The organism is Thermodesulfovibrio sp. TK500a (genome assembly GCF_055381765.1).
The window spans coordinates 781,097-806,170 of sequence record NZ_AP041606.1 but is presented as its reverse complement, the minus strand read 5'-3'; the positions used below and the strand labels follow the sequence as shown (position 1 = coordinate 806,170).

22 protein-coding genes and 5 tRNA genes are annotated in these 25,074 nt (G+C 40.0%); 22 read left to right on the top strand and 5 right to left on the bottom strand.

Annotation, left to right across the window (positions count from 1 at the left end; all coding sequences use genetic code 11):
- Positions 1–3: 3 nt before the first annotated feature.
- From alaS to acpS, 4 genes are read left to right on the top strand one after another with little or no spacing between them, the layout of a single operon-like run.
- Positions 4–2,625, top strand: coding sequence for an alanine--tRNA ligase (alaS, locus tag ACZ430_RS04200; protein ID WP_297212457.1), 2,622 nt, complete (start codon positions 4–6; stop codon positions 2,623–2,625).
- 2 nt (positions 2,626–2,627) lie between these two features.
- Positions 2,628–4,010, top strand: a complete 1,383-nt coding sequence (gene selA, locus ACZ430_RS04195) for an L-seryl-tRNA(Sec) selenium transferase (RefSeq protein ID WP_297212455.1) — start codon at positions 2,628–2,630, stop codon at positions 4,008–4,010.
- Positions 4,007–5,026, top strand: a complete 1,020-nt coding sequence (locus ACZ430_RS04190; RefSeq protein ID WP_297212452.1) for a deoxyguanosinetriphosphate triphosphohydrolase — start codon at positions 4,007–4,009, stop codon at positions 5,024–5,026. Before selA ends, ACZ430_RS04190 begins: the two co-directional genes overlap by 4 nt.
- 13 nt (positions 5,027–5,039) lie before the next feature.
- On the top strand, positions 5,040–5,396 hold the full coding sequence (gene acpS / locus ACZ430_RS04185) for a holo-ACP synthase (RefSeq protein WP_297212449.1): 357 nt from the start codon (positions 5,040–5,042) through the stop codon (positions 5,394–5,396).
- On the opposite strand, the gene ACZ430_RS04180 is transcribed toward acpS, so the two are convergent.
- The 3 genes from ACZ430_RS04180 to ACZ430_RS04170 are packed head-to-tail and all read right to left on the bottom strand — an operon-like array spanning position 5,374 to position 7,390.
- Entirely contained in the window at positions 5,374–6,318 is a 945-nt protein-coding gene (locus tag ACZ430_RS04180) for an inorganic phosphate transporter (protein WP_297212447.1), read from the bottom strand. The genes acpS and ACZ430_RS04180 overlap by 23 nt on opposite strands.
- Positions 6,319–6,353: 35 nt before the next feature.
- Positions 6,354–6,986 (bottom strand): TIGR00153 family protein, encoded by a 633-nt coding sequence (locus ACZ430_RS04175; protein WP_297212445.1) that lies wholly within the window; start codon positions 6,984–6,986, stop codon positions 6,354–6,356.
- Between the two features lie 2 nt (positions 6,987–6,988).
- Positions 6,989–7,390: a CBS domain-containing protein gene (locus ACZ430_RS04170; RefSeq protein WP_297212443.1), complete on the bottom strand. Its 402-nt coding sequence runs from the start codon at positions 7,388–7,390 to the stop codon at positions 6,989–6,991.
- A gap of 106 nt (positions 7,391–7,496) precedes the next feature.
- Here ACZ430_RS04170 and ACZ430_RS04165 point away from each other — a divergent pair.
- From ACZ430_RS04165 to ACZ430_RS04090, 16 genes are all read left to right on the top strand, one after another.
- Positions 7,497–7,569, top strand: a tRNA-Thr gene (locus ACZ430_RS04165).
- Positions 7,570–7,582: 13 nt separating this feature from the next.
- Positions 7,583–7,665, top strand: a tRNA-Tyr gene (locus ACZ430_RS04160).
- A 51-nt stretch (positions 7,666–7,716) separates the two neighbouring features.
- A tRNA-Gly gene (locus ACZ430_RS04155) sits at positions 7,717–7,788 on the top strand.
- A gap of 7 nt (positions 7,789–7,795) precedes the next feature.
- A tRNA-Thr gene (locus tag ACZ430_RS04150) sits at positions 7,796–7,868 on the top strand.
- A gap of 56 nt (positions 7,869–7,924) precedes the next feature.
- On the top strand, positions 7,925–9,124 hold the full coding sequence (gene tuf, locus ACZ430_RS04145; protein WP_297211328.1) for an elongation factor Tu: 1,200 nt from the start codon (positions 7,925–7,927) through the stop codon (positions 9,122–9,124).
- Between the two features lie 3 nt (positions 9,125–9,127).
- A complete protein-coding gene (gene rpmG, locus ACZ430_RS04140) occupies positions 9,128–9,280 on the top strand; it encodes a 50S ribosomal protein L33 (protein ID WP_297211325.1) in 153 nt (50 codons plus the stop codon).
- A 1-nt stretch (position 9,281) separates the two neighbouring features.
- Positions 9,282–9,355: transfer RNA gene (locus ACZ430_RS04135), tRNA-Trp, on the top strand.
- A 24-nt stretch (positions 9,356–9,379) separates the two neighbouring features.
- Complete coding sequence (gene secE / locus ACZ430_RS04130) at positions 9,380–9,565, top strand: preprotein translocase subunit SecE (RefSeq protein ID WP_297211323.1); 186 nt, start codon at positions 9,380–9,382, stop codon at positions 9,563–9,565.
- A gap of 4 nt (positions 9,566–9,569) precedes the next feature.
- A complete protein-coding gene (nusG, locus tag ACZ430_RS04125) occupies positions 9,570–10,094 on the top strand; it encodes a transcription termination/antitermination protein NusG (protein WP_297211320.1) in 525 nt (174 codons plus the stop codon).
- Positions 10,095–10,109: 15 nt separating this feature from the next.
- Entirely contained in the window at positions 10,110–10,538 is a 429-nt protein-coding gene (gene rplK / locus ACZ430_RS04120; RefSeq protein WP_297211317.1) for a 50S ribosomal protein L11, read from the top strand.
- 6 nt (positions 10,539–10,544) lie between these two features.
- Positions 10,545–11,231 carry a 50S ribosomal protein L1 gene (rplA, locus tag ACZ430_RS04115; RefSeq protein ID WP_297211315.1) on the top strand — a complete coding sequence of 229 codons (687 nt, stop codon included), beginning with the start codon at positions 10,545–10,547 and terminating at the stop codon, positions 11,229–11,231.
- 86 nt (positions 11,232–11,317) lie between these two features.
- A complete protein-coding gene (gene rplJ / locus ACZ430_RS04110; RefSeq protein WP_339945577.1) occupies positions 11,318–11,893 on the top strand; it encodes a 50S ribosomal protein L10 in 576 nt (191 codons plus the stop codon).
- Between the two features lie 15 nt (positions 11,894–11,908).
- Positions 11,909–12,301: a 50S ribosomal protein L7/L12 gene (rplL, locus tag ACZ430_RS04105; RefSeq protein ID WP_297211312.1), complete on the top strand. Its 393-nt coding sequence runs from the start codon at positions 11,909–11,911 to the stop codon at positions 12,299–12,301.
- A gap of 35 nt (positions 12,302–12,336) precedes the next feature.
- Positions 12,337–16,269, top strand: a complete 3,933-nt coding sequence (rpoB, locus tag ACZ430_RS04100) for a DNA-directed RNA polymerase subunit beta (RefSeq protein ID WP_297211309.1) — start codon at positions 12,337–12,339, stop codon at positions 16,267–16,269.
- A 3-nt stretch (positions 16,270–16,272) separates the two neighbouring features.
- Positions 16,273–20,388 carry a DNA-directed RNA polymerase subunit beta' gene (gene rpoC / locus ACZ430_RS04095; RefSeq protein ID WP_297211306.1) on the top strand — a complete coding sequence of 1,372 codons (4,116 nt, stop codon included), beginning with the start codon at positions 16,273–16,275 and terminating at the stop codon, positions 20,386–20,388.
- Positions 20,385–20,909, top strand: a complete 525-nt coding sequence (locus ACZ430_RS04090; protein WP_297211303.1) for a Mut7-C RNAse domain-containing protein — start codon at positions 20,385–20,387, stop codon at positions 20,907–20,909. The genes rpoC and ACZ430_RS04090 overlap by 4 nt, the downstream gene beginning before the upstream one ends.
- Here ACZ430_RS04090 and ACZ430_RS04085 read toward each other — a convergent pair.
- Positions 20,850–22,061: an MFS transporter gene (locus ACZ430_RS04085; protein WP_297211300.1), complete on the bottom strand. Its 1,212-nt coding sequence runs from the start codon at positions 22,059–22,061 to the stop codon at positions 20,850–20,852. The genes ACZ430_RS04090 and ACZ430_RS04085 overlap by 60 nt on opposite strands.
- A 97-nt stretch (positions 22,062–22,158) precedes the next feature.
- Here ACZ430_RS04085 and aroD point away from each other — a divergent pair, with 97 nt between their 5' ends.
- Entirely contained in the window at positions 22,159–22,845 is a 687-nt protein-coding gene (gene aroD, locus ACZ430_RS04080; RefSeq protein ID WP_297211276.1) for a type I 3-dehydroquinate dehydratase, read from the top strand.
- Positions 22,846–22,881: 36 nt separating this feature from the next.
- On the opposite strand, the gene pstS is transcribed toward aroD, so the two are convergent.
- Complete coding sequence (gene pstS / locus ACZ430_RS04075) at positions 22,882–23,889, bottom strand: phosphate ABC transporter substrate-binding protein PstS (protein ID WP_297211271.1); 1,008 nt, start codon at positions 23,887–23,889, stop codon at positions 22,882–22,884.
- Positions 23,890–24,035: 146 nt separating this feature from the next.
- On the opposite strand from pstS, the gene ACZ430_RS04070 reads away from it, so the two are divergent.
- Positions 24,036–25,055: a PstS family phosphate ABC transporter substrate-binding protein gene (locus tag ACZ430_RS04070; protein ID WP_297211268.1), complete on the top strand. Its 1,020-nt coding sequence runs from the start codon at positions 24,036–24,038 to the stop codon at positions 25,053–25,055.
- The last annotated feature ends 19 nt before the right edge of the window (positions 25,056–25,074 follow it).

The window sequence follows — 25,074 nt, the reverse complement described above, 5'->3', positions numbered from 1 at the left end:
TTTATGCAGAGCTCTGAAATAAGACAGCTCTTTCTTGATTACTTTATATCAAAAGGCCATGAATTAGTTAAAAGCTCTCCTCTTATTCCAAAAGACGACCCAAGCTTATTGTTTACAAATGCTGGCATGGTTCAATTTAAAAGAGTATTCCTCGGCGAAGAACAAAGGCCTTACAGCAGAGCAACGACCTGTCAGAAGTGTATGCGGGCTGGTGGAAAACACAGCGACCTTGAAAATGTTGGCTTCACTGCAAGGCATCATACTTTTTTTGAGATGCTTGGAAACTTTTCTTTTGGAGATTACTTTAAGAAAGAGGCGATTTTATTTGCCTGGGAACTCCTTACAGAAAAATTTAAGCTTCCAAAAGAAAAACTATGGGTTTCAATTTACAGAGAAGACGATGAGGCTGCTCAGATATGGGAAAAGGAGATAGGAGTTCCGAAAGACAGAATTATTCGACTCGGTGAAAAGGACAATTTCTGGCAGATGGGTGATACAGGCCCTTGCGGACCCTGTTCAGAGATAATAATAGACCAAGGTGAAGATTTTGGTTGTGGCAGAGCCGATTGTTCAGTAGGATGCGATTGCGATAGATATTTAGAACTGTGGAATCTTGTATTTATGCAGTACAACAGAGATATAACGGGCAAACTAACACCACTTCCGAAGCCGAGCATTGATACGGGAATGGGATTAGAAAGAATAACAGCGGTTTTGCAGGGTAAAAATACAAATTTTGACACAGACCTTTTTGAACCTATCATCTCAGAGATATGCTCTTGTCTTAATGTATCTTATGGCAAAGAAAGAAAAACCGATATTTCAATAAAAGTTATTGCAGACCACATAAGAGCAGCAACATTTTTAATTGCAGAGGGATTAATACCTTCCAATGAGGGAAGGGGATATGTCTTAAGAAGAATAATAAGAAGAGCTGGAAGGCATATAAAACTTTTAGGTTACGACAAAACAGTCTTTTACAGATTTACAGACCCCGTTGTTAGTTGTCTTGGCAGTTTTTATCCTGAAATAATGAATGAAAAAGACAGAATTGAGAAGGTTATAAAGATAGAAGAAGAGAGATTCCTAAAGAGTCTCGACAGGGCTCAGCAGGTATTTGACGAAATAATAGGAAAACTAAGAGCTTCAGGTTCGAAAGTCATACCCGGTGAAGAAATTTTTAAGTTATACGATACCTATGGTTTACCCTATGACCTGATAAAAGAAATGGTTCAAGATTCGGAGTTCGAAATAGACGAGTTAGGTTTTCAGAATGCCCTAAACAGTCAGAGGGAAAGAGCAAGGGCAGCACAGAAGATTGAAGAGGTTGCTGTAAGCGAGGGCTATAGGGAACTAATTCAGCAGGCCGATAGATTAAAATTTATTGGATACACCGAGTTTGAGACGAATACATCTGTAGTTGCACTTTTAAAAGATGGCAACAGGGTCAAAGAGCTTTCAAAGGGACAAGAAGGTGAGATAATCCTAATGGAAACTCCTTTCTATGCCGAATCAGGCGGACAGGTAGGTGACAAGGGAGTTATCATTTCTCCTCAAGCTAAGATAAATGTTAACGACACAAAAAAAATAGGTGGGCTCCACAGCCATAGAATAGAAGTTGCCGAGGGAGTTATAAGAGAGGGAGATAGAGTTTTTACAAAGATTGATGTAGAAAGAAGAAAGTCTATTATGCGAAATCACACTGCTACTCATCTTCTGCACAGTGCGCTGAGAGCTGTTTTAGGAGAACATGTAAAGCAGGCAGGAAGCCTTGTAGAACCAGATAGGCTTCGCTTTGATTTTACGCATTTCGAGGGCTTAAGAGATGAAGAACTCAAAGAGATAGAGCAAATCGTTAATGAAAAGATACTTGAAAACCTGCCTGTAAAGGTTGAAACTAAATATCTTGATGAGGCTTTACAGGAAGGTGTAATTGCTCTTTTTGAAGATAAATATGAGGAGACTGTTAGGGTTGTAAAAATACTTGGCTTTAGCAAAGAGCTCTGCGGTGGAACACATTGTAGCAGTACTGGTGAAATAGGAAGTTTTTATATCATTTCTGAGGGCTCTGTGGCTTCTGGAATAAGAAGAATTGAGGCAGTGACAGGACTTTCAGCGCTGAGTTTCTCTAATTTCAATAGAGAAGCTTTAAAGTCAATCTCGGCATTGCTTAAATCAGCAGAACCTGTTAAGGCAGTTGAAAGGCTAATTGTAGAGCTTAAAGAAAAACAGCAAGAAATAGAAACTCTCAAAACAAAACTTCTTACTCAAAACATAGATGAAATTATTAAACAAGCAAAGCAGCTAAAGGGAGTCAATGCTCTTGCAGTTAAGTTTGAAGGGGTTGATGCAAAGAGTCTTAGAAGCCTTTCAGACAGAATAAAAGAAAAACTCTCTCCTGCTGTTATTCTTCTTGCCTCAAAAACCAACGGACAGGGCACACTTATAATCTCTGTTACTAAAGACGCTGTTGACAGATATGACGCTGGCAAGATTCTCAGAAACATAACTCAAAAGATTGGAGGCAAGGGAGGTGGTAGAGCAGATATGGCTCAAGGTGGATGTCCTGATGGAGAAGCAATAGACAGGGCAATGCAAATATTCTATGAAGAGATTGAGAGGTAAACTTGAAAACAGAAAGTGACAGCGCCTTACGAAAAATTCCATCGGTCGACAGAATTTTGAAAAATCCCCAGCTTTCTCCTCTTTTTAAGGATTATCCTCATTCAATTGTCAAAGAATCGATAAGAGAGGTGCTAAATCAACTCAGGAAAGAGCTTTTAAATGGAAACAGTAAAGATATTAATGAACTGGAGATAGTCGAAAAGGTAAAATTATCAGTAGCAATAAAAGGGAAATACTCTCTGAGACCTGTTATTAATGCCACCGGTGTTGTAATTCACACAAATCTGGGAAGAGCTATATTGCCAGAGGAGGCAATAAGGCAAGTTATTGAAGTTGCGACTTCCTATTCTAACCTTGAATACGACCTTGAGAAAGGACAGAGAGGTAAGAGATACACCCATATCATTGAGGCTATAAGAAAAGTTATAAATGTAGAATCGGCGGTAGTAGTAAATAACAATGCAGCTGCAGTATTTATCTGCCTTAATACTCTTGCTAAAGGCAAAGAAGTTGTTGTATCCAGAGGTGAGCTTGTAGAGATAGGAGGTTCTTTTAGAATTCCTGATGTAATGGCGCAATCAGGCGCTGTTTTGAAGGAGGTTGGCACAACAAACAAGACTAAACTAAGTGATTATAAAAATGCCATTAACGACAATACGGCTCTTTTACTGAAGGTGCACAGGTCTAATTTCAGGATTATTGGTTTTACCGAAGAAGTGTCAGTTAAGGAGTTGTCAATTATTGCCAAGGAAAAGGGTATTCCCGTAATGGTAGACTTAGGAAGCGGATGCCTTATTGACTTAAAAAAATACGGTTTTTATGAAGAACCCACTGTCGAGGAAGTTTTGTCTGAGGGAGCAGATATAGTGACTTTTAGCGGTGATAAACTTCTTGGTGCAGCTCAGGCAGGATTTATTTTGGGCAAAGAAGAATTAATAGAGCGCATATCAAAAAATCCTCTTATGCGAGCCCTCAGGGTAGACAAGATGACCCTTGCTGCTGTAGAGGCAACACTCAGGCTTTATTTGGATCAAAAAAATGCTCTCCAAAAGATACCTACCTTGAGAATGATAACAGAGGAACTTTCTTCTATTCGAAAAAGAGCTTTAAAAATAAGGGCAGCCCTTAAAAAAGAAGGCGTTGTTTCTTTAATAAAAGAAGACTTTTCAATGCCCGGAGGAGGCTCTCTTCCAGAGCACGGTGTAAAGACCTATGTCGTTGCAATTAAAACAAAGATTGCTCCACAGGATTTTGCTACAAAACTAAGAAAAGTTGAACCTCCGGTTATTGCGAGAATAAAGGATGATTTTGTGCTTTTTGATGCAAGGACAGTACAGGAAAAAGAAATTCCATTGCTTGCCAAAGCCGTAAAGCAAGTTTTATGAACCTAAGAGAACAGTATCAACAGATTGAAAAAGTCTTTCTGCATCCAAAGGCAAAATTGAGCGCTGAAACAAAAGGGAGGCTCAGGGAAGAAGCGGAGGATGACATACGAACACCCTTTCAACGTGACAGGGACAGGATAATTCACAGTAAAGCTTTCAGAAGACTTAAACATAAAACGCAGGTTTTTTTCTCTCCTCAGGGAGACCATTACAGAACGCGTCTAACACATGTTCTTGAGGTTGCCCAGATTGCTCGAACCATTGCCAGGGCTTTGAGGCTAAATGAAGACCTTACAGAGGCAATTGCCCTCGGTCATGACCTCGGCCATACGCCTTTTGGTCATGCGGGAGAGGCAATTCTGAGGGAACTTCATCCTGGTGGGTTTGAACACTATCAACAGAGTTTGCGAGTTGTGGACATACTCGAGAAGGACGGGCAGGGATTAAATCTTACCTTCGAAGTAAGAGATGGAATAGTAAAACATTCAAAGGGAAGAGGAAAGATACTGAGCGATGCACCCTCAACCCTTGAAGGTCAGATTGTCAGAATAGCAGATATAATAGCCTACTTAAACCATGACCTTGACGATGCTATTCGGTCTGGAATTCTTAAATTTAGTGATATTCCTACTGAGTTCTTTAGAGTTTTTGGTGATAGACACTCAAAGAGGATTGATACAATGGTAAGAGATGTTATATTCACGACGATTAATAACGACTATGAACAGATTTCAATTTCGAGGGAAATTGAAGAATGTATTTATTCATTCAGGGATTTTCTTTTTGAGAGAGTCTATTACAACGAACTCGTCATAAGAGAGTTTAATAAGGCAAAGAGAGTTCTTGAAAGTCTTTATAACTATTATCTTGAAAATCCTCACCTTTTAAATGCAGAAGAATTGTCGGAGAAGGAAATTCACAGAAAGATATGCGATTTCATAGCGGGCATGTCAGACAGGTATGCCATACATACTTTTGAAAAAATATTTATTCCTAAAAGCTGGGTCATTTCGTAGGTGACCGAACTATATGATAGAGGGAGTTGGAGTAGACATAGTTGAAGTGGAGAGAATTAAAAGGCTCTATGAAAAATTCGGTGAAAAATTTTTGAACCGAGTATTTACAGAGTTTGAAATTCAATACAGCCTTTCCCGTTCCAATCCCTTTCCTCATTTAGCTGCTCGTTTTGCCGCTAAAGAGGCAGTGATAAAAGCCCTTAAAGGTGCCGATGGATTGAATATAAAGGCTATCGAAGTTTTAAACAATGAAAAAGGAGCTCCTGAAGTGAAAGTAGCAGGCTTAGACAAGAAGTTTTTTCTAAGCATATCTCACGAAAAGAAATACGCCATAGCTTTTGTAGTCGTCACATCGAATAAAGAAGAGTGAGTTTAAGTATCAGATATCCTAAAATAAAGGCTAAGGATGGAGTTAGCACGAAATTCATTGCAATTTTTCTGAGAAGACTGAATTTTACAGTTTTAATCCCCTTTGTAAGCCCTACACCACTTATTCCTCCAATAATGCAGTAAGTTGTAGAGATGGGCATTCCAAGAAAAGTAAAAAATAAAACACAGGCACCAGCACCAAACTGGGCGGCAAATCCCGAGTAAGGGTCTAAGGTAGTGATGCCCTTGCCAACTGTTTCAATTACTCTGTGACTGAGAAGAATTGCTCCGGAGAATACCATTAGAGAGGCCAGTGAAAATATGATGAATTTATCAATCTCCAACTTTAAATGCATCAGCGGACCTAAGACTGTAGCAAGCTCATTTGCACCGGTATTGTAAGATATGAGAGCTCCGCTTAGCAAGAGAAAGATTCTTAAGAGTTTTTCAATCTGAAAGAATGGAAATTTAGATATGGTCTTTTCAAGGATTTTATAAATAGAAAAAGAAAAAGTCAGGGCAATGAAAGGAGAGATTATCCAAGAAATTAATATTTTTATGATAGACTGCAAATTTACTGCATTGTCAGAAGCAACAGCAGCACCGACTATGCTTCCTATTATGACCTGATGAGTAGAAAGGGGAAGTCTTCGCCAGTTAGAGATTATTATCAATACGGCAGATATTGTAAGTGCCACAATCACTATGGTTAAATTGACATCGGCAATATTTTTACCGACTGTCTTCATAACCTTTTGACCTTGAATAATAATACCAAGAAAAACAAGTATTCCGAAAAGCAGTATCGCCCTTTTTAATTTAACAATTCCTGCGCCAATGCATATGCCGAGGGCATTTGAGGCATCGTTAGAACCTATTCCAAAGGCAATAAGAAAACTGGCAACAACGGCAACCTCTATCATTTCTCTCCCTTTGTAAACTAATGAAAAACTCGGTATTACCTAAGGCTTACTTCAATTATGTATAGATAATCGCTTGCGTCCTCTATTAAATCACTTATTTTGGTAACATAGGAAACAAAGTCAGAAATGATTTTCCCGTCCCAGAAATTGTTTAATTCAACAGTTCTAAGCTTCTCTGTAATGTCGAACTTAATGTCGTCAACCTGTTTTTCATATATTCTTATGGCAAGATTTTTCTCTTTAAGGTCACCTTTTTCAATTAGCGTATCAAAGGCAATTAATAATAGTTCGCACATAGATGAGTTAATCTTCCCTATTTTTTCACACTCGGGCTTGATTAGTTTGTAAAGGTCACTTCTTACATATCTGAATTCAAAGGCAGCATCTTCCAGGCTGTCAAAGGCTTCGTCAACCATTTCTATAAATCTACATATATTTGGTCTTATGAAAGGCAGAAATGCTCCCTGATGAATTGTTGAGATTATTTCTCTTCTTATAGAATCAGCCTCTCTCTCAAGGTCTGCTACGCAAAATGTAGCCTCTTTGTTGTCAGTTGAAATAGAGTTTCTAAAGCATTCTGCTGCTGAGCATAGGATTTTTATATGAGTTTTTATATCTTCAATAACCTTCTTTTCTAATTTTCCACCAGATATGAGTTTACCAAGCATGCCTAATATCTCCTTGCTCTTTCTATTAAGGTAGCTGAAAGGACATCAAGGAGAGATACAACTCCCACGATATCCCTTCCTTCATGGACAAAAACCCTTGCAATATTAAATTTATCCATTAGCTTTATCAGATGCTCTAATTCTGTCTCCTTATCTATGCTTATGACTGGCTTAGATGCGATTTCTTCTATTTTTATTTTATTAGGGTCTAAGTTTTTAGCAATTACTTTAAAAACTATGTCTCTAACTGTTATAACTCCGTAAACATCCTTTTCATCTTTTGGAAGAACAATTATAGACCTCATTCTTTTGTCTACAAGTTTTTCAATGGCATCATAAACTGTGGCATCAGGCTTTATTGTCTCCAGCTTGGTGTTCATTATCTCTTTAACTTTCGTCTTCATCTATTTACCTCCGTTTGAAAATTTTGTTAAAATTAGGTATATTATACTTCTTTTTTGAGAAGTTGACAATATTTTTGAAAAGTTCTTATATTATTAAGTTATGAACGCCACCATAGCTCAGCGGGTAGAGCAGCTGATTTGTAATCAGCGGGTCGGGGGTTCGAATCCCTTTGGTGGCTTGAGCTTTGATATGGAGGGGTACCCGAGTGGCCAAAGGGGACAGGCTGTAAACCTGTTGGCGTCAGCCTTCGAAGGTTCGAATCCTTCCCCCTCCATTTAAAAAGATTTGAAGATTGTTAGCGATTTTAACTATTATAGTATAATTTGCGGGAATAGCTCAGCGGTAGAGCGTCAGCCTTCCAAGCTGAGGGTCGCGGGTTCAAATCCCGTTTCCCGCTTTTTTATGCCCATGTAGCTCAGTCGGCAGAGCACGTCCTTGGTAAGGACGAGGCCACCGGTTCGATCCCGGTCATGGGCTTAAAGGCATTAAAAGCAGAACAATAAAAGTTTAAGAGACTTTGAAGGAGGAGAGTAATGGGAAAGGCAAAATTTGAGAGGAAGAAGCCACATGTGAATGTGGGGACGATAGGGCACATTGACCATGGGAAGACCACATTAACGGCGGCAATAACTAAGTATTTGAATTTAAAGGGCATGGCACAGTTTAGGAGCTATGACCAGATAGACAATGCACCTGAGGAGAAGGCGAGGGGAATAACGATAAACACGGCTCATGTAGAGTATGAGACAGACAAGAGGCATTATGCCCATGTAGACTGTCCTGGGCATGCGGACTACATAAAGAACATGATAACAGGAGCAGCGCAGATGGATGGTTCCATACTGGTAGTAGCAGCCAATGATGGACCAATGCCTCAGACCAGGGAGCACATACTACTTGCAAGACAGGTAGGAGTGCCATACATAGTAGTATTCATGAACAAAGTAGACATGGTAGATGACCCGGAGCTACTTGACTTAGTAGAGTTAGAAGTAAGAGAGCTATTAAGCAAGTATGGATTTCCTGGAGATGAGATACCTGTAGTGAGGGGTTCAGCATTAAAGGCCCTTGAGAGTGGAAGCAACGACCCTAATGCAGAGGAGTACAAGCCCATACAGGCACTACTTGATGCATTAGACAGCTACATACCGGAGCCAGAGAGGCCGATAGACAAGCCATTTTTAATGCCCATAGAAGACGTATTCACCATATCTGGACGTGGGACAGTAGTGACGGGGAGAGTAGAGAGAGGGATAATAAAAGTAGGAGATGAAGTAGAGATAGTAGGATTGAGGGAGACCCGTAAGACAGTAGCAACGGGAGTAGAGATGTTCAGGAAGATATTGGATGAAGGAAGAGCTGGAGACAACATAGGAGTGTTATTGAGGGGAGTAGGGAAGGACGAAGTAGAGAGGGGGATGGTATTGGCGAAGCCAGGGAGTATAACGCCCCATACGAAGTTTAAGGCAGAAGTATACGTATTAACAAAAGAGGAAGGGGGAAGGCATACACCCTTTTTCAATGGATACAGGCCGCAGTTTTACTTTAGGACGACGGATGTGACGGGAGTGATAAAGTTACCTGATGGAGTAGAGATGGTGATGCCAGGGGATAATGTGAACTTAAGTGTAGAGTTGATAGCGCCGATAGCGATGGAGGAAGGATTGAGGTTTGCCATTCGTGAAGGTGGAAGAACTGTCGGTGCAGGCGTTGTGACAGCCATACTGGAGTAAACGATGAGAGATATAATACTGTTACAGTGCACTGAATGTAAAGGTAAAAATTACTCTACAACAAAGAATAAAAAAACTACTCCCGATAAATTGCAGCTAAAGAAATACTGTAAACACTGCAGGCGTCATACTTTACATAAAGAGACGAAGGCTTAATAGGCCAGTAGCTCTAACGGCTAGAGCACCGGACTCCAAATCCGGGGGATGGGGGTTCAAATCCCTCCTGGCCTGTTTTGTATATTTTGAGGTGATGAAATGATAAAAAAAATCAAGAACTTTTTTCAGGAAGTAAAGATTGAAGCTAAAAAAGTTAATTACCCCAAAAAAGAAGAAGTAATGGCTTCTACATGGGTAGTTATTGTTACTGTATTCATTATTTCATTTTTTCTTGGCATTGTAGACTTCGTATTATCAAAAATTATAAGTTCCTTTATCGGGTGAGCTAATGGCAAAGCAGTGGTATGTTATTCATACGATGGCAGGTTTTGAAGAAAGGGTTAAGGCCTCAATAGAGGAAAAGGTAAAAACTAAAGGCCTCGAAGATAAAATTTCAAGAATACTAATACCCACCGAAAAGATAATAGAGGTCAAGGGTAAAAAGAAAAAAGAAATGGAAAAAAAGTTTTATCCTGGCTATATTCTTGTGGAGATGGAGCTTGACGAGGATGCTTGGCATCTTGTAAGAACAACACAGAGAGTTACAGGCTTTATCGGTGGCAAAAAACCAGCTCCAATTCCAGAAGAAGAAGTGGAGATGATTCTTCAACAGTTAGAAAAAGGCAGAGCTCCACAGGTTAAAACTCACTTTGAAAAGGGTGAAACTGTAAGAATTACCGATGGTCCGTTCACCAATTTCACTGGTCTTATAGATGAAGTTGATTCAGAGCATGAAAGAGTAAAGGTAATGGTAAGCATATTTGGAAGACAAACGCCTGTAGAGCTTGCATTCTCTCAGGTTGAAAAGGTTTAGAAGGAGGAATAAATTATGGCAAAAAAAGAAGTGACTGCTCAAGTAAAACTGGTAATTCCTGCAGGAAAGGCAAATCCTGCTCCACCAATAGGACCAGCTCTCGGTCCCCACGGTGTAAATATTATGGAATTTTGCAAGCAGTTTAATGCACAAACCCAGTCCATGGGAGACACTTTAATTCCTGTAGTTTTGACTATTTACAAAGATAGGTCATTCACGTTCATCCTCAAAACACCTCCCGCCTCAGAGTTGATAAAGAAAGCTGCTGGTATCATTAAAGGTTCTGGAACAACGGGTAAAGAAAAGGTTGGCACTTTAACGATGAAGCAGGTTGAGGAGATTGCAAAGACTAAACTTCCAGATTTAAATACAAAGTCTTTAGAGGCAGCCATGAGCATGATAATTGGCACAGCAAAAAGCATGGGCGTTGAAATAAGGGGGTAAGGTTAGATGGGAAAAAAGTTAGCTGCTGTTAAAGAAAAGCTTGATTTGCAGAGAGAGTATACACTGGAGGAGGCAGTAGATATTCTTAAAGAAAGTAGTTTTGCAAAATTTGATGAGACCGTTGAGATGTCGATAAATTTAGGTATTGACCCTCGAAAATCAGACCAGGTTGTAAGAAATACTGTCGTGCTTCCTCATGGAACAGGCAAAGAGGTTAAGGTATTGGTTTTTGCTAAAGGCGAAAAGGAAAAGGAAGCAAGAGAGGCTGGTGCTGACTATGTGGGTGCAGAAGATTTAATTGAAAAAATTCAACAGGGTTGGCTTGAATTTGACAGAGCTATTGCCACTCCAGACATGATGGGCCAGGTAGGTAAACTTGGTAAAATTTTAGGCCCCCGGGGACTGATGCCTAACCCAAAGCTCGGAACAGTCACCTTTGAAGTTGGCAAAGCAGTCAAAGAAGCTAAGGCTGGAAAGATAGAGTATAGAAATGACAAGGGCGGAGTTGTTCATGTTCCTATTGGAAAACTATCATTTGACAGAGAAAAACTCGTGGAAAATGCTATAGCTGTTTTAAAGTCTGTGGTAAGGGCTAAACCACCTACATCAAAGGGAAAATACATTAAAAAAGTCTCCATGTCTTCGACAATGGGGCCGGGGCTTAAAGTTGATATATCAAAATTGAAGCTTTAAACAGGCTTTGCCTGTTTTTAATAATCTGAGACAGCAGGTGCCTAAAGGCTTAAAGGGCTGCCGCCTGCCGAGATTAGGGAGAGTAGATTGACAAAACCTTCACATGCACTGCTGTCCAAGAAAGGAGGTATACTCTGAGCACCACAAAGGAAAGCAAGAAAAAGAAAGTTGAAGAAATCACAGAAAGGTTGTCTCGGGCTAAGTCGTTCATCCTTACAGATTTTCAAGGCCTAACAGTAGCGGAGATATCGGAACTGAGACAGAACATGAAGGATGCTGGTTCTGAGTACAAGGTGTGCAAAAATACTTTGTTCGGAATAGCTCTTGGAGATGCACCTTACAAGGAACAGCTGAAGGAGTCATTAAAGGGCTGCACAGGTGTTGTGTTCGGTTACGATGACCCAGTTTTAGCAGTGAAGAAAAGCATCGAGTATGCGGAAAAGAATGAAAAATTTAAACTAAAGCAGGGAGTTGTAGAAGGAAAGGTTTACTCTCTGTCAGAGCTTAAGGAAATTTCAAAACTACCATCCAAGAAAGTCCTCTTAGGAATGCTTCTTGGTGGCATGAATTCCCCACTTGCAAAAATGGCCTGTGCCATGCAAGCAGTAAATTTAAAGCTTCTCTATGCACTTGAAGCACTAAAAAATAAAAAATCGCAATAAAAAGGAGGAGAAAAGATGGCAATTACAAAAGAAGAGGTTTTTCAGTTTTTTGATAATCTCACAATTCTCGAACTAAGTCAATTTATTAAAGAATTTGAGGAAAGATATGGCGTTACAGCAGCAGCACCAGTTGCAGTTGCAGCAGCTGTTCCAGGAGCGCCAGCAGCAGCGGCAGCAGCACCAGCAGCAGAGGAAAAGACCAGTTTTGATGTAATTCTCAAGGCTGCAGGAGACAAGAAGATTCAGGTAATTAAAGTGGTAAGAGAGCTTACAGGACTTGGCTTAAAAGAGGCAAAAGATTTAGTAGACGGTGCTCCAAAGCCAGTAAAGACCGGTGTATCTAAAGAAGAAGCAGAGACAATAAAATCTAAACTTGAAGCTGAGGGCGCAACAATAGAAATTCAGTAATAACAAATCAATAAATTTTAGAGAGAAGGAGAACTATGATAAAGCCCTTAAGAGAGAGAATAAACTTCGGAAAGGTGCCTCCCCTTGTGGAGGTGCCTTATCTTCTTGAATTTCAAAGGAAATCCTTTGAAAAATTCTTGCAGAGAGATGTGTATCCCGACGAAAGAGTTGACGAGGGGCTTCAGGCTGCCTTAAAGAGTGTTTTCCCAATAAGCGATTACAATGGAACCACTACAATAGAGTTTCTATCTTATGTAGTTGGAGAACCAAAATTAACTCCCCATGAGTGTATGGTTAAGGGACTCACTTATTCAGTCCCTATAAAAATTAAAGTTCGGCTTAACATATGGGATAAAGATGACGATGGTAAGAAGTTCCTAAAAGAGTCTCGTGAACAGGAGGTCTTTCTTGGCGACCTTCCCATGATGACAGAAACTGGAAGTTTCATAATAAATGGAGTTGAAAGGGTTATAGTAAGTCAGCTTCATCGTTCTCCCGGTGTCTATTTTGCTCCAGACAGAAGCAAAAGTCGTATCAGTGGAAGATTTCTCTATTCAGCGAGAGTTATTCCTGTTAGAGGCTCGTGGCTTGATTTTGAATTTGATTCAAAGGACCTTCTTTATGTAAGGATAGACAAGAGGAAAAAGCTTCCAGCCACGATTGTTCTTAAAGCACTCGGATATACTAATGAAGATTTACTGAGAATTTTTTATCCCATAGAGGAGATTAAGATTAAAGACGAAAAGACCTATACTCGCGTAGTTACAGAAGTTTTAGCGGGTGTAAGAACAAAGATAGATATTCTGGGACCGGATGGAAAGGACGTAATTGTTAAGGAGGGCAGTAAAATTACAAGATATGCCCTCAAAAAAATGAAGGAATTAGGAATTCAAGAGATACCAATACAGAAAAGCGAAATAATAGGGCGAATAACTCTTTCAGATATAGTTGACCCAGAGACAGGTGAGGTCATAGTTGATAGTAATAAGGAAATTACTGAAGAGGCTTTTCACAGAATAATCAATGCCAGAATAGACAGTCTCAAGCTTCTTTTCATAGATAATGTCAACTATTTACCATCCCTAAGGGAGACTCTTCTTACAGATAAAGTGGAAAGCAAGAAACACGCTTTAAGAGAGATATATAAAAAACTGAGACCAGGTGAACCTGCTACTGAAGAGGCGGCGGAAGAACTTTTCTACGGACTGTTTTTCGACCCGAAGAGATATGACCTTTCAGCAGTGGGCAGGCTTAAACTTAATCAGAAGTTAGGGCTTGATATCCCAATAGATGTGAGGGTGCTCACAGACAGAGACATAATAGAAATTGTCAAATATCTCCTTGCACTAAGAACAGGAAAAGGAGAGGTAGATGATATTGACCATCTTGGCAATAGACGAGTAAGAGGTGTAGGTGAACTTCTTGAAAATCAATTCAGAATCGGACTTGTAAGGATGGAAAGGGCTATAAGGGAGAAGATGACCATTACAGAGATAGAAAACGCAATGCCTCATGATTTAATCAACACTAAACCAGTTATGGCTGCAGTAAAGGAGTTTTTTAGTTCCAGCCAACTGAGCCAGTTCATGGACCAGACAAATCCATTGAGCGAGATTACTCATAAGAGAAGACTTAGTGCTTTAGGCCCTGGAGGATTAACTCGTGAGAGGGCAGGATTTGAAGTAAGAGACGTTCATCCAACTCACTATGGAAGAATATGTCCAATTGAGACCCCAGAAGGTCCGAATATTGGACTTATAACCTCTCTTGCTTCCTATGCGAGAATAAACGATTTCGGTTTTATCGAGTCTCCATACAGAAAAGTAACCAATGGAAAGGTTTTAAACGAGGTTCATTACTTAAGTGCTCTGGAAAGTGAAAATTATGTAATTGCCGAAGCAACCACTCCTTTAGATGAAAATGGAAATATAATTGGCGAGACTGTTTCTGCCCGTGTAAAAGGAGATTTTAAAATGGTCTCTCCACAGGAAGTAGAATACATGGATGTGTCTCCAAAGCAGATTGTAAGCGTTTCTGCTTCACTTATTCCATTTCTTGAAAATGACGACGCCAACAGAGCTTTGATGGGTTCAAACATGCAGAGACAGGCAGTTCCCTTAGTTCATACAGAGGCACCTGTTGTGGGTACAGGCATGGAGCTTTATGCAGCAAGAGACTCTGGTTGGCTTGTTGTGGCCAAGAGAGCTGGAATTGTTGAGAGTGTTGATGCAACAAGAATTGTTATAAGAGTTACAGAAGAAGGCGGTGGAGTTGATATATACAACCTCGTAAAATTGCATAAATCCAATCAGGGAACGTGTATGACCCAAAAACCCATTGTAAAAGTGGGTCAGACAGTAGAGAGAGGAACAATTCTTGCTGATGGACCAAGTATGGATAAGGGAGAGCTTGCTCTTGGAAGAAACGTTCTTGTTGCTTTTATGCCATGGGGTGGATACAACTTTGAAGACGCTATTCTAATAAGTGAAAGGCTTGTTAAAGAGGATGTTTACACCTCAATCCATATAGATGAGTTTGAAGTCGAATGCAGAGACACAAAGCTCGGACCAGAGGAGATTACAAGGGAAATTCCGAATGTTAATGAAGAACTTTTGAAAAATCTTGATGAAGATGGAATTATAAGAATTGGAGCAAAAGTAAAGGCAGGAGACATACTTGTAGGAAAGGTAACACCAAAGGGAGAGAGAGTTCTAACTCCAGAGGAAAAACTTCTATATGCCATATTCGGAGAAAAAGCAGAAGATGTCAAGGAAAGCTGTCTTTATGTGCCTCCGGGTATTGAAGGTGTAGTAATTGATGTTAAGATACTCACCAGAAAGGGAAAGGAAAAATCTCGTAGAGCAAAAGCAATTGAAGAAGAAGAAATAAGAGCAATTGAGCGAGACAGAGAGGATGAAATAAGAATTCTTAAGGAGTCAAAAGCCAGTAGGATAAGAAAAATCTTAAAAGGAAAAGTGGTTCTTGAAGATGTTAAACACAAAGACAAGGTACTCTGTCAGAAAGGAAAACCTCTTACAGACAAAGTTGTTAATATTCTTGATGTAAACGAACTTATGAAGCTAAAGGTAGATGACCCTGATATAAAAGCAGAGATTACCAGAATCAATAGAGAAGTTGAACAGAACATAAAGCAGATTTATGCAAAATACAATGAAAAAATAGACAGAATTAAAAAGGGCGACGAACTTCCCGCTGGAGTGAATCAGTTGGTTAAGGTTTATATTGCCATGAAGAGAAAAATCCAGGTGGGAGATAAGATGGCAGGAAGGCACGGTAACAAAGGTGTTGTCTCCATGGTGCTTCCCGAGGAAGATATGCCCTATCTTGAAGATGGAACACCCGTAGATATAGTGCTTAATCCTTTAGGTGTTCCTTCTCGAATGAATGTAGGGCAGATACTGGAGACTCATCTTGGTCTGGCTGCAAAGGCTCTTGGTCTTCATGTGGCAAGTCCTGTATTCGAGGGAGCTAAAGAAAAAGAGATTAAAGAAATGCTAAAGAAAGCTGGATACCCTACATCAGGCCAGGTTACTCTATACGATGGCAGAACAGGTGAGCCCTTTGAGAGACCTGTCACTGTAGGATACATGTACATGCTCAAGCTTCATCACCTTGTGTCTGATAAAATTCATGCCCGTTCAATCGGTCCATACTCTCTTGTCACCCAGCAGCCCCTTGGCGGCAAGGCTCAGTTTGGTGGTCAGAGACTTGGAGAGATGGAGGTATGGGCGCTTGAGGCATATGGTGCTGCTTATACACTTCAGGAGTTTTTAACAGTAAAGAGTGATGATATAACCGGTAGAACAAGGATGTATGAGGCAATTGTCAAAGGTCATCCTGTGCTTGAGCCTGGCGTTCCAGAGTCATTTAACGTTTTAGTAAAAGAACTCCAGAGCCTTTGTCTTGATGTAGAGCTTCTGGAGAAAAAGAAAAAATTGGGGGGATAAACCTTGACAGAAGACATTTATTCATTGTTTCAAAGACCAAAAAATCCAAGAGACTTTGATGCAATAAGGATAAAACTTGCCTCACCAGACAAAATAAGGGAATGGTCATTTGGAGAGGTAAAGAAACCTGAGACGATTAACTACAGAACTTTTAAGCCTGAACCAGAGGGTTTGTTTTGTGCAAAAATATTTGGGCCCGTAAAAGACTGGGAATGTCTTTGTGGTAAATACAAAAGAATGAAACACAAAGGCGTCATATGCGACAAGTGCGGTGTTGAGGTTATTCAGTCAAAGGTAAGGCGTGAAAGAATGGGACACATTGAGCTGGCAGCACCGGTTGCACACATATGGTTTGTAAGGGGTGTGCCAAGCAAGATGGGCTTACTTCTCGACCTCAGCGTAAGACAACTTGAGAAAGTCATTTATTATGAGGACTACATTGTCATAGACCCTGGAGATACGCCTCTTAAAGAAAAGGATATACTAACCGAAGAAGAATATAAAAAGAGAGTTGCCGAATACGGTAACAGATTTAAAGTTGGAATGGGTGCAGAGGCTATAAGGGAGCTTTTGAAGAAAATTGACCTTGAATCCCTTGCCAAAGACCTTAAGGAAAAGATTGACACGGCAACTTCAAGCGGAATAAAGAGAAAGCTAACGAAGAGGCTTAAGGTGGTTGAAGCATTCAAGGCTTCTGGAAACAGGCCTGAGTGGATGATACTTGATATCGTTCCTGTACTTCCACCAGAGCTAAGACCTCTTGTACCTCTTGATGGCGGCCGTTTTGCCTCTTCAGACCTAAATGACCTTTACAGAAGAGTCATAAACAGAAACAATCGTCTTAAAAGGCTTATGGAGCTTAAAGCTCCAAGTGTAATTATAAGAAATGAAAAAAGAATGCTTCAGGAGGCCGTAGATACACTCTTTGATAACACAAAACGCTCAAAAGCATTGAAAGCAGGCAGTAGAAGGCCTCTTAAGTCTTTAAGCGATATGATAAAGGGCAAACAGGGAAGATTCAGGCAGAATCTTCTCGGTAAGAGAGTGGACTACTCAGGAAGGTCTGTTATTGTTGTTGGTCCTGAGCTTGATATGCATCAGTGCGGTCTGCCGAAGATGATGGCTTTAGAACTCTTTAAACCTTTTGTTTTCAATAAACTTGAAGAAAAGGGCTATGCAACAACAATAAAGCAGGCTAAAAGACTTGTCGAACAGGAAGGTCCTGAAGTTTGGGATGCCCTCGAAGAGGTTATTCAGGAGCATCCGGTGCTTCTTAACCGTGCGCCAACCCTTCATAGACTTGGAATTCAGGCTTTTGACCCTGTGCTTGTAGAAGGAAAAGCAATAAAGCTTCATCCTCTTGTCTGCACAGCCTTTAATGCAGACTTTGATGGAGACCAGATGGCAGTTCACATTCCCCTTTCATACGAAGCACAGGTTGAAGCAAGGGTTTTGATGATGTCAGTAGGCAATCTGCTCTCTCCTGCCAATGGTAAGCCTATAGTTGTGCCTACGCAGGACATGGTTTTAGGAATATACTATCTCACAAAGAGTAAGAGAGAAGCAAAGGGAGCGGGCAAAGTTTTTGCCGATACCGACGAGGTCATACTGGCTTATCAAAGCGGAGTAATAGAAAAGCATGCACCTATTAAGGTTAAAATCGATGGAAAGCTTGTCGAGACAACCACAGGAAGAATACTCTTCAGAGAAATTGTTCCTGAAGGAGTTCCTTTCAGCTTTATAAACAAGGAACTTACCAAAAAGGAGCTTGGTAAGCTTATAGAGTACATCCACAGTAATTTTGGAAAACGGGAAACCGTTAAATTCATGAACAAGCTTGAAAAATTGGGTTTTGAAATAGCAACACAGTCGGGAATATCGATATGCATTGATGATATGCACATACCCTCTAATAAGGCTGACCTGATAAAGGAAGCGGAAGCACAGGTTATGGAAGTGCAGAGACAGTATGCAGAAGGTCTTATTACGCAGGGTGAGAGATACAATAAAGTTATTGATATATGGGCAAATGTTACTGAAAGAGTAGCCGATGAAATGATGAAAGAATTAGGTGCAGAGGAAGGTAAAGAGTTTACCCAAGAAGAGCTGGCAGAGAGAAGGTCCTTTAATAGCATTTTTATGATGGCCGATTCGGGTGCAAGAGGAAGCATTGCTCAGATAAGGCAGCTTGCTGGTATGAGAGGACTAATGGCAAAACCTTCTGGTGAAATTATTGAGACTCCAATTACGGCAAACTTCAGAGAAGGCTTGACTCCGCTTCAATACTTCATATCAACGCACGGTGCAAGAAAAGGACTTGCAGACACGGCTCTTAAAACTGCTAATGCAGGATATCTGACAAGAAGACTTGTTGATGTTGCTCAGGATATAATTCTCACTGAGAATGACTGTGGCACAAAAGATGGTATTTACATCACCGCACTCATTGAGGGTGGAGAGATAGTTATGCCCCTCGAGGAGAGAATATACGGAAGGACTCTTGCAGAGGATGTAAAAGACCCTCTCACAGGAGAGATAATAGTCAAGAGAGATACGCTAATTGACCAAAATCTTGCCAAGAAAATCGTTGATGCCGGTATTGACAGGGTTAAAATTCGTTCAGTTCTCACTTGCAGAACTAAGTTTGGAGTTTGTTCAAAGTGTTACGGAATGGACCTTGCAAGGAGTGAGCCCGTAGAAATAGGAGAAGCTATAGGCGTAATCGCAGCACAATCAATCGGTGAGCCTGGGACACAGCTCACAATGAGAACGTTCCATATAGGTGGTGCTGCAACTAAGATAGTTGAACAGGCAGTTCTTGAGGCAAAGAGCAATGGAACAGTAAGGTTCAAAAACATCCATTATGTTGAAAGAAAAGACGGTTCCCTTGTTGTTTTAAACAGAAACGCCATGATTGCTATAACAGATGCATCTGGAAGGGAGAGAGAAAAATACAATCTTGTCTATGGTGCAAGAATAATAGTAAAGGAAGGACAGACTGTTGAAGCAGGTCAGAGACTTGCCGAATGGGATGCTTACACAACGCCTATCATCACAGAGATTGGTGGAAAGATAGCTCTGGGCGATTTGGTAGAGGGCGCTACTTTTAAGGAAGAGACAGACCCTACTACCGGACTTTCTCACAAGATAATAATTGATTATCCTGCCACATACAGACCGAGAGTAACTATAAAGGATAAGGATGGTAAAACAGCAAAACTGCCGACGGGTACTCCAGCAAGATATCTTCTGCCCGCAGGAGCAATACTTGTAGTTGACAAGGGAGATGAAGTCGAACCAGGCGATATTCTTGCAAAAATTCCAAGAGAAACAATAAAGACAAAGGACATAACAGGTGGTCTTCCAAGAGTTGCTGAACTTTTTGAGGCAAGAAGACCTAAAGAGGCAGCCATAGTTAGTGAGATTGATGGTATAGTTGAGTTCAAGGGAAGTCAGAAAGGTTCAAGGCTTATAGTTGTAAGAGGTGCCGATGAAACAAGAGAATATCAGATACCAAAAGGTAAACACGTAATAGTCCATGATGGAGACTGGGTAAAGGCAGGAGAACCTCTCATAGATGGTTCAATTAATCCGCACAGTATTCTTGATATACTCGGTCCTACAGAGCTACAGAGATATCTTGTTGATGAAATACAGAAGGTCTATCGTCTGCAGGGTGTTTCTATTCATGACAAGCATATTGAGGTAATAGTAAGGCAGATGATGAAGAAAGTTAGAGTTGAAGACCCAGGAGACACTTCCTTCCTTATCGGCGATGAGCTCGATAGATTCGTATTTATGGAAGAAAACGAGAGAGTAATTGCCCAGGGAGGCAGGCCTGCTCAGGCAAAACCTCTTCTTTTGGGCATAACAAAATCTGCTCTATCTACTGACTCATGGGTATCGGCAGCATCTTTCCAGGAGACCACAAGAGTGCTTACAGATGCAGCAATCGAAGGCAGAATTGATGAACTAAGAGGTCTGAAGGAAAACGTGATTATGGGAAGGATTATTCCTGCAGGAACAGGTTTCCCCGAATACAGAGATACTTTGATACAGGGAGAATTTTATAACATGCAGATTGAGCAGAGTAAGGTAGAATATATTGAAGAGAATTGAGCATTATAAAGCCCCCTAAGTATGTAGCAGATGTGATGCTTGGAAGCCTGAGCCGATGGCTCAGGCTTTTTGGTTTTGACACCCTCTACAGAAATGACTTTGATGACAAAGAACTTATTAAAATATCTTTACAACAAGACCGAATTTTACTCACAAGGGATATTTTACTTGCGAAATCAAAAATTTTAAAGAAAGTTTTGCTAATAAAATCAGAAGAACTTAAGGAGCAGATAAGAGAAGTGCTTCAAAGGATAGAAAACTTGAGAGATTTTATAGACCTCATGCCAAGATGTCCTATTTGTAATGGTGAAACCGAATATGTAGAGAAGTCTAACATTGACACTGAAATTCCCGATTATGTAGCTATGTCAAATAGTTACTTTATAAGATGTAAAAGATGTGGCAAGATTTACTGGCACGGAAGCCATAAAGAGAGAATAAATCGAACCAAAGCTGAAATCTTAAGAGGTCTCATTTCCGCTGGAAAAATAGGACGGAAGGATTTTGAAGAAAACTACTGATGATATCATACATACAAGGGCGCACAAGGATATGACCATTCTTGTGCCAAAGTTTTCAACTAAAACCCCCATGAGCATATTTCCAAAAGGTGTAAAGCCCAGGAAAACAAAGGAAAAAAAGCTCATTACTCTTCCTCTTAATCGGCTTTCTGTTTGATGCTGTATAAAACTATTGCTTACAGTAAAGAAATTTACAAAAGACATACCGAGGAGAAAAGCAAAAATAATTGTGAGATAAAAGTTTTCAGAGAAGGCTATTCCAAATAGACCTACAGGAAAAATAAGAGAAGCAAGAAAAATATGTTTTTCTTTGTCTTGAATATCTTTTCGAATGGCAATTATTGTTCCCGCAGTAAGAGAACCTATGCCAATAGAGGTTACGAGCATACTGTAACCTTCTACTCCTCTGCCGAGAACTTCCTTAGCTATAACGGGTAATACAGGAATAAAGGAAACTCCGAAGACAGTGAATATGCCAACGGCTGATATAGTAAACAAAATTCTTTTTCTCTCCAATAGAAAAGCCAATCCCTCCTTAAAAAAATGTTTTACAGAGGAGTTTTCAGTAGTTGCAGGAATGTTTTTTTCAGATATCCAGCGGAGAATCACGATTAAAGGCAGAAAACTTATTGCATTGAGATAGAAACACATATGGAAATTAAGATTTGTTACAATTACTCCCGCTAAAAACGGACCTACTATTCGTGCAATATTGAAAGACATAGACTGCATCGCCACTGCCGAGGTAATCATCTCCTTTGATACAATCTCTGTTATAAAGGCCTGCCTGGCAGGCATATCAAAAGCAGACGCTATTCCGAGCACAAGGGATGCAACTGCCACATGCCATATCTCAACTTTGTTTAGATGGATTATTATTCCTAAAAAAAGAGCGGGAAAAAGAGAGAATATTTGAGTAAGGACAAGTATTTTTTTTCTTGAATACCTGTCTGCTACAACTCCACCAAAAAGCGTAAAGATAAGCATCGGAAAGGAGGAAAGAAAGGATATTAAACCGAGATAGAATGCGGAGTTAGTTATAACATACACAAGCCAGCTTTGTGCTATATGCTGCATCCATGTGCCACTTAGAGATATGACCTGTCCAATCCAGTATGCTCTGAAATCCCTGATTTTTAGGGGTTGAAACATTCATTAATTATATCATTTTTAAGGGAATGAGCTTAAATTAAAGCTTTTTTTGAAAAAAGCATTTGCATTAAAACTCAGCTGAAAGTTAAACTTTTAAATGCCTTTCAAAAACAAACCTGCCATAGCTGTTGTGCTCAGTGACGAGGATGTTTTTTCCTTGCCAAAAGCGAAACTAAAGGGAGCAGACCTGATAGAGTTACGAGTTGATATGTTTAGAGAGATTGAAAAAGTAAGAGAAGTTTTCACAGTTGCCATTAAAAAATACGGGTTGCCTATTCTGTGTACGGTAAGAGCAACTCAAGAAGGCGGTGAAAAAAAGATTATTAATAGACTTGCCATATATGAGTCTGTATTGCCATTGTGTAGCTTCTTTGATATAGAGATTTTTTCTAAAGAGGCTAAACCTCTTCGGCAGCTTACAAAGGGAAGTAAATTAAAGTTAATTGGTTCCTATCACAACTTTAAAGAAACACCCTCAACAGAGGAGCTGGAGAGAATTTTTGAGAAAGGTAGGAATTTGGGATTTGATATAGTGAAAATTGCCACAATGGTAAATGCCATGGAAGACTTGGAGAGACTGCTTCAGCTTACAATAAGACACAGAGATAATGGAATAATTGTAATTGGCATGGGTAATAAAGGAATCCCCTCAAGAGTAATAAATCCTATTTTTGGTTCTTTGGTGACATATGCAAGTTTAAATAGAGCTTCAGCACCAGGACAGATTGCTTTGCGAGACCTTGTAAGGATTTTTAAATTAATGGGTTTAAGGGATGCTTCGTGAAGGGTCTGAAAATAGTCTTTTCAGACCCTTATTCTTCTATTTTACGTACTGTTTCCAGTATGCCCGTATTTTGTCTTTGAGATTCTGTGGTAAAGGAACATAATCAAGTTTTAATGCTGTGTTGTCACCATTTTTAAAAGCCCAGTCGAAAAATTGGATTACTGACTTGTTGATTTCAGCTTTTTCTTTTGCTAACAGAATATAAGTAGCGCCTGTTATAGGCCAGGCTTTTTTACCTGAAGCATTAGTCATCCAGGCGTAGAAATGATTTTTAGGGTCAAGTGCTGCTGAAGAGGCAGCTTCTGCAAAGCTGTCTATGTCTGGTGCAACAATCTGGCCTGCTTTATTTTTAAGCTTTGCCACGGCAAGTTTATTTTGTTTGGCATAGGCAAACTCTACATAGCCAATGGAATATGGCGTTCTTTTCACGTAATTAGCTACTCCCTCGTTGCCTTTTCCTCCAAGTCCTGCTCTCCATTTAACCGAAGTTCCCTGCCCAACACTCTGTGCCCACTTCGGACATGTAGAACTCAGATAGTGAGTAAATATGGCAGTTGTTCCCGAACCGTCCGAACGATATATGACGGTTATGGGTTTAGAGGGTAGGTTTATATTTGTATTCAGTGCCTTAATTTTTGGGTCATCCCACTTTTTTATCTCGCCAAGAAAAATTTCACAGATTGTTGTTCCGTCAAGAACTAATCCGCCGGAGGGAATGGTTGGAAGGTTCACAACAGGCACAACTCCACCAATTACAGCTGGAAACTGAATGAGTTTTGACTTTTCAAGCTCTTCAGGCTTTAAAGCCATGTCAGAAGCACCAAAATGAACGGTTCTTTCTGTAATCTGCCTGATACCTCCACCTGAACCTATTGACTGATAGTTAACCTTTATTCCCGTTGCCTTGTGATAGTCATTAGCCCAGCTTGAATAAAGGGGATAAGGAAATGTGGCGCCTGCTCCATTAATCATTTCAGCCGAAAAGACAATGCTTGACCAGAGAAAAATCAGGATTAATGCGGCAAAACTCAATATTTTTGCCATGAGTGCCTCCTTAAATAATTGAATTTGTTAATTATTTTAGCACATCGCCAGTTCTTTGTAACAGAAATTTAACATTTGCGTAAATTTGATGTAACATTCAGTTTCTATACTAAAAGTATAAAAAAACAAAAAATGGAGGTTAGTGTATGAAGATTTCAAAGGGTTTGTCTTTTAGTAGTTTATTTCTTTCAGTTTTTGTACTTTTATTTCTTTTGTCCTCTGCCCACGGACAACCAATAATTAAAATTGACGGTTCATCAACAGTATTTCCCATTACAGAGGGCATAGCAGAGGATTTTCAGAAAGCAAAAAAAGGAGCAGTTAAGGTTACAGTTGGTATATCGGGAACAGGAGGAGGCTTTAAAAAATTCTGTAGAGGTGAGACCGACATATCAAATGCTTCAAGACCAATTCAGAAAAAAGAGATGGATGCCTGTAAGGAAGCCGGTATAAAGTATATAGAGCTTCCTGTTGCATACGATGCTCTCTCGGTATTTGTGAATGTAAAGAATAACTGGATAAAGGACAACTGCATGACAATTGAACAACTTAAAAAGATATGGGAACCAGAAGCACAGGGTAAGATTACAAAATGGAATCAAGTAGACCCAAGCTGGCCTGACAGACCTTTAAGACTTGCAGGACCGGGTGCGGATTCTGGAACCTTTGAATACTTTACAGAAGCAGCAGTAGGTAAAGCTAAGGCAAGCAGAGGCGATTATGTTGCCAGCGAAGATGACAATGTAATAATGAACGCCGTAATTAAAGATGTTGGCGGGCTTGGTTATGTGGGCTTTACATACGTTGAGGAAAATAAGGGCAAAGTGAAGGCCGTAGCAATAAAAAATCCAAAGACTGGCAAATGCGTGATGCCAAGTGAAAAAGCAGTCATGGATGGCACATATCAGCCTTTCTCAAGGCCACTTTTCATCTATGTGAATGAGAAATCCGCAAAGGAAAAACCAGAAGTGAAAGAATTTGTAGAGTTCTACTTAAAGCATGCAGGCAAAATTACAAAGCAGGTCGGCGCAATTCCTCTTCCTGCAAAGGCATATCAGATGGCTCTTGATAGATTCAAGAAGATGGAAACTGGAACAGTATTTGGTGGACACATTGAAGTAGGTCTTACTGTAGAAGAGCTTCTTAAAAGAGAGACAAAACACTAATTGAGAGGATAAATAGAAA

What these genes read in the sequence shown, in the direction of transcription:
- acpS (WP_297212449.1), top strand. Translation starts at nt 5,040, where the DNA reads ATGATAGAGGGAGTTGGAGTAGACATAGTTGAAGTGGAGAGAATTAAA.
- ACZ430_RS04180 (WP_297212447.1), bottom strand. Translation starts at nt 6,318, where the DNA reads ATGATAGAGGTTGCCGTTGTTGCCAGTTTTCTTATTGCCTTTGGAATA.
- ACZ430_RS04175 (WP_297212445.1), bottom strand. Translation starts at nt 6,986, where the DNA reads ATGCTTGGTAAACTCATATCTGGTGGAAAATTAGAAAAGAAGGTTATT.
- nusG (WP_297211320.1), top strand. Translation starts at nt 9,570, where the DNA reads ATGGCAAAGCAGTGGTATGTTATTCATACGATGGCAGGTTTTGAAGAA.
- rplL (WP_297211312.1), top strand. Translation starts at nt 11,909, where the DNA reads ATGGCAATTACAAAAGAAGAGGTTTTTCAGTTTTTTGATAATCTCACA.
- alaS (WP_297212457.1), top strand. Translation starts at nt 4, where the DNA reads ATGCAGAGCTCTGAAATAAGACAGCTCTTTCTTGATTACTTTATATCA.
- ACZ430_RS04190 (WP_297212452.1), top strand. Translation starts at nt 4,007, where the DNA reads ATGAACCTAAGAGAACAGTATCAACAGATTGAAAAAGTCTTTCTGCAT.
- secE (WP_297211323.1), top strand. Translation starts at nt 9,380, where the DNA reads ATGATAAAAAAAATCAAGAACTTTTTTCAGGAAGTAAAGATTGAAGCT.
- ACZ430_RS04085 (WP_297211300.1), bottom strand. Translation starts at nt 22,061, where the DNA reads ATGTTTCAACCCCTAAAAATCAGGGATTTCAGAGCATACTGGATTGGA.
- ACZ430_RS04170 (WP_297212443.1), bottom strand. Translation starts at nt 7,390, where the DNA reads ATGAAGACGAAAGTTAAAGAGATAATGAACACCAAGCTGGAGACAATA.
- aroD (WP_297211276.1), top strand. Translation starts at nt 22,159, where the DNA reads ATGCCTTTCAAAAACAAACCTGCCATAGCTGTTGTGCTCAGTGACGAG.
- pstS (WP_297211271.1), bottom strand. Translation starts at nt 23,889, where the DNA reads ATGGCAAAAATATTGAGTTTTGCCGCATTAATCCTGATTTTTCTCTGG.
- rplK (WP_297211317.1), top strand. Translation starts at nt 10,110, where the DNA reads ATGGCAAAAAAAGAAGTGACTGCTCAAGTAAAACTGGTAATTCCTGCA.
- rplA (WP_297211315.1), top strand. Translation starts at nt 10,545, where the DNA reads ATGGGAAAAAAGTTAGCTGCTGTTAAAGAAAAGCTTGATTTGCAGAGA.
- rpoB (WP_297211309.1), top strand. Translation starts at nt 12,337, where the DNA reads ATGATAAAGCCCTTAAGAGAGAGAATAAACTTCGGAAAGGTGCCTCCC.
- rpmG (WP_297211325.1), top strand. Translation starts at nt 9,128, where the DNA reads ATGAGAGATATAATACTGTTACAGTGCACTGAATGTAAAGGTAAAAAT.
- tuf (WP_297211328.1), top strand. Translation starts at nt 7,925, where the DNA reads ATGGGAAAGGCAAAATTTGAGAGGAAGAAGCCACATGTGAATGTGGGG.
- ACZ430_RS04070 (WP_297211268.1), top strand. Translation starts at nt 24,036, where the DNA reads ATGAAGATTTCAAAGGGTTTGTCTTTTAGTAGTTTATTTCTTTCAGTT.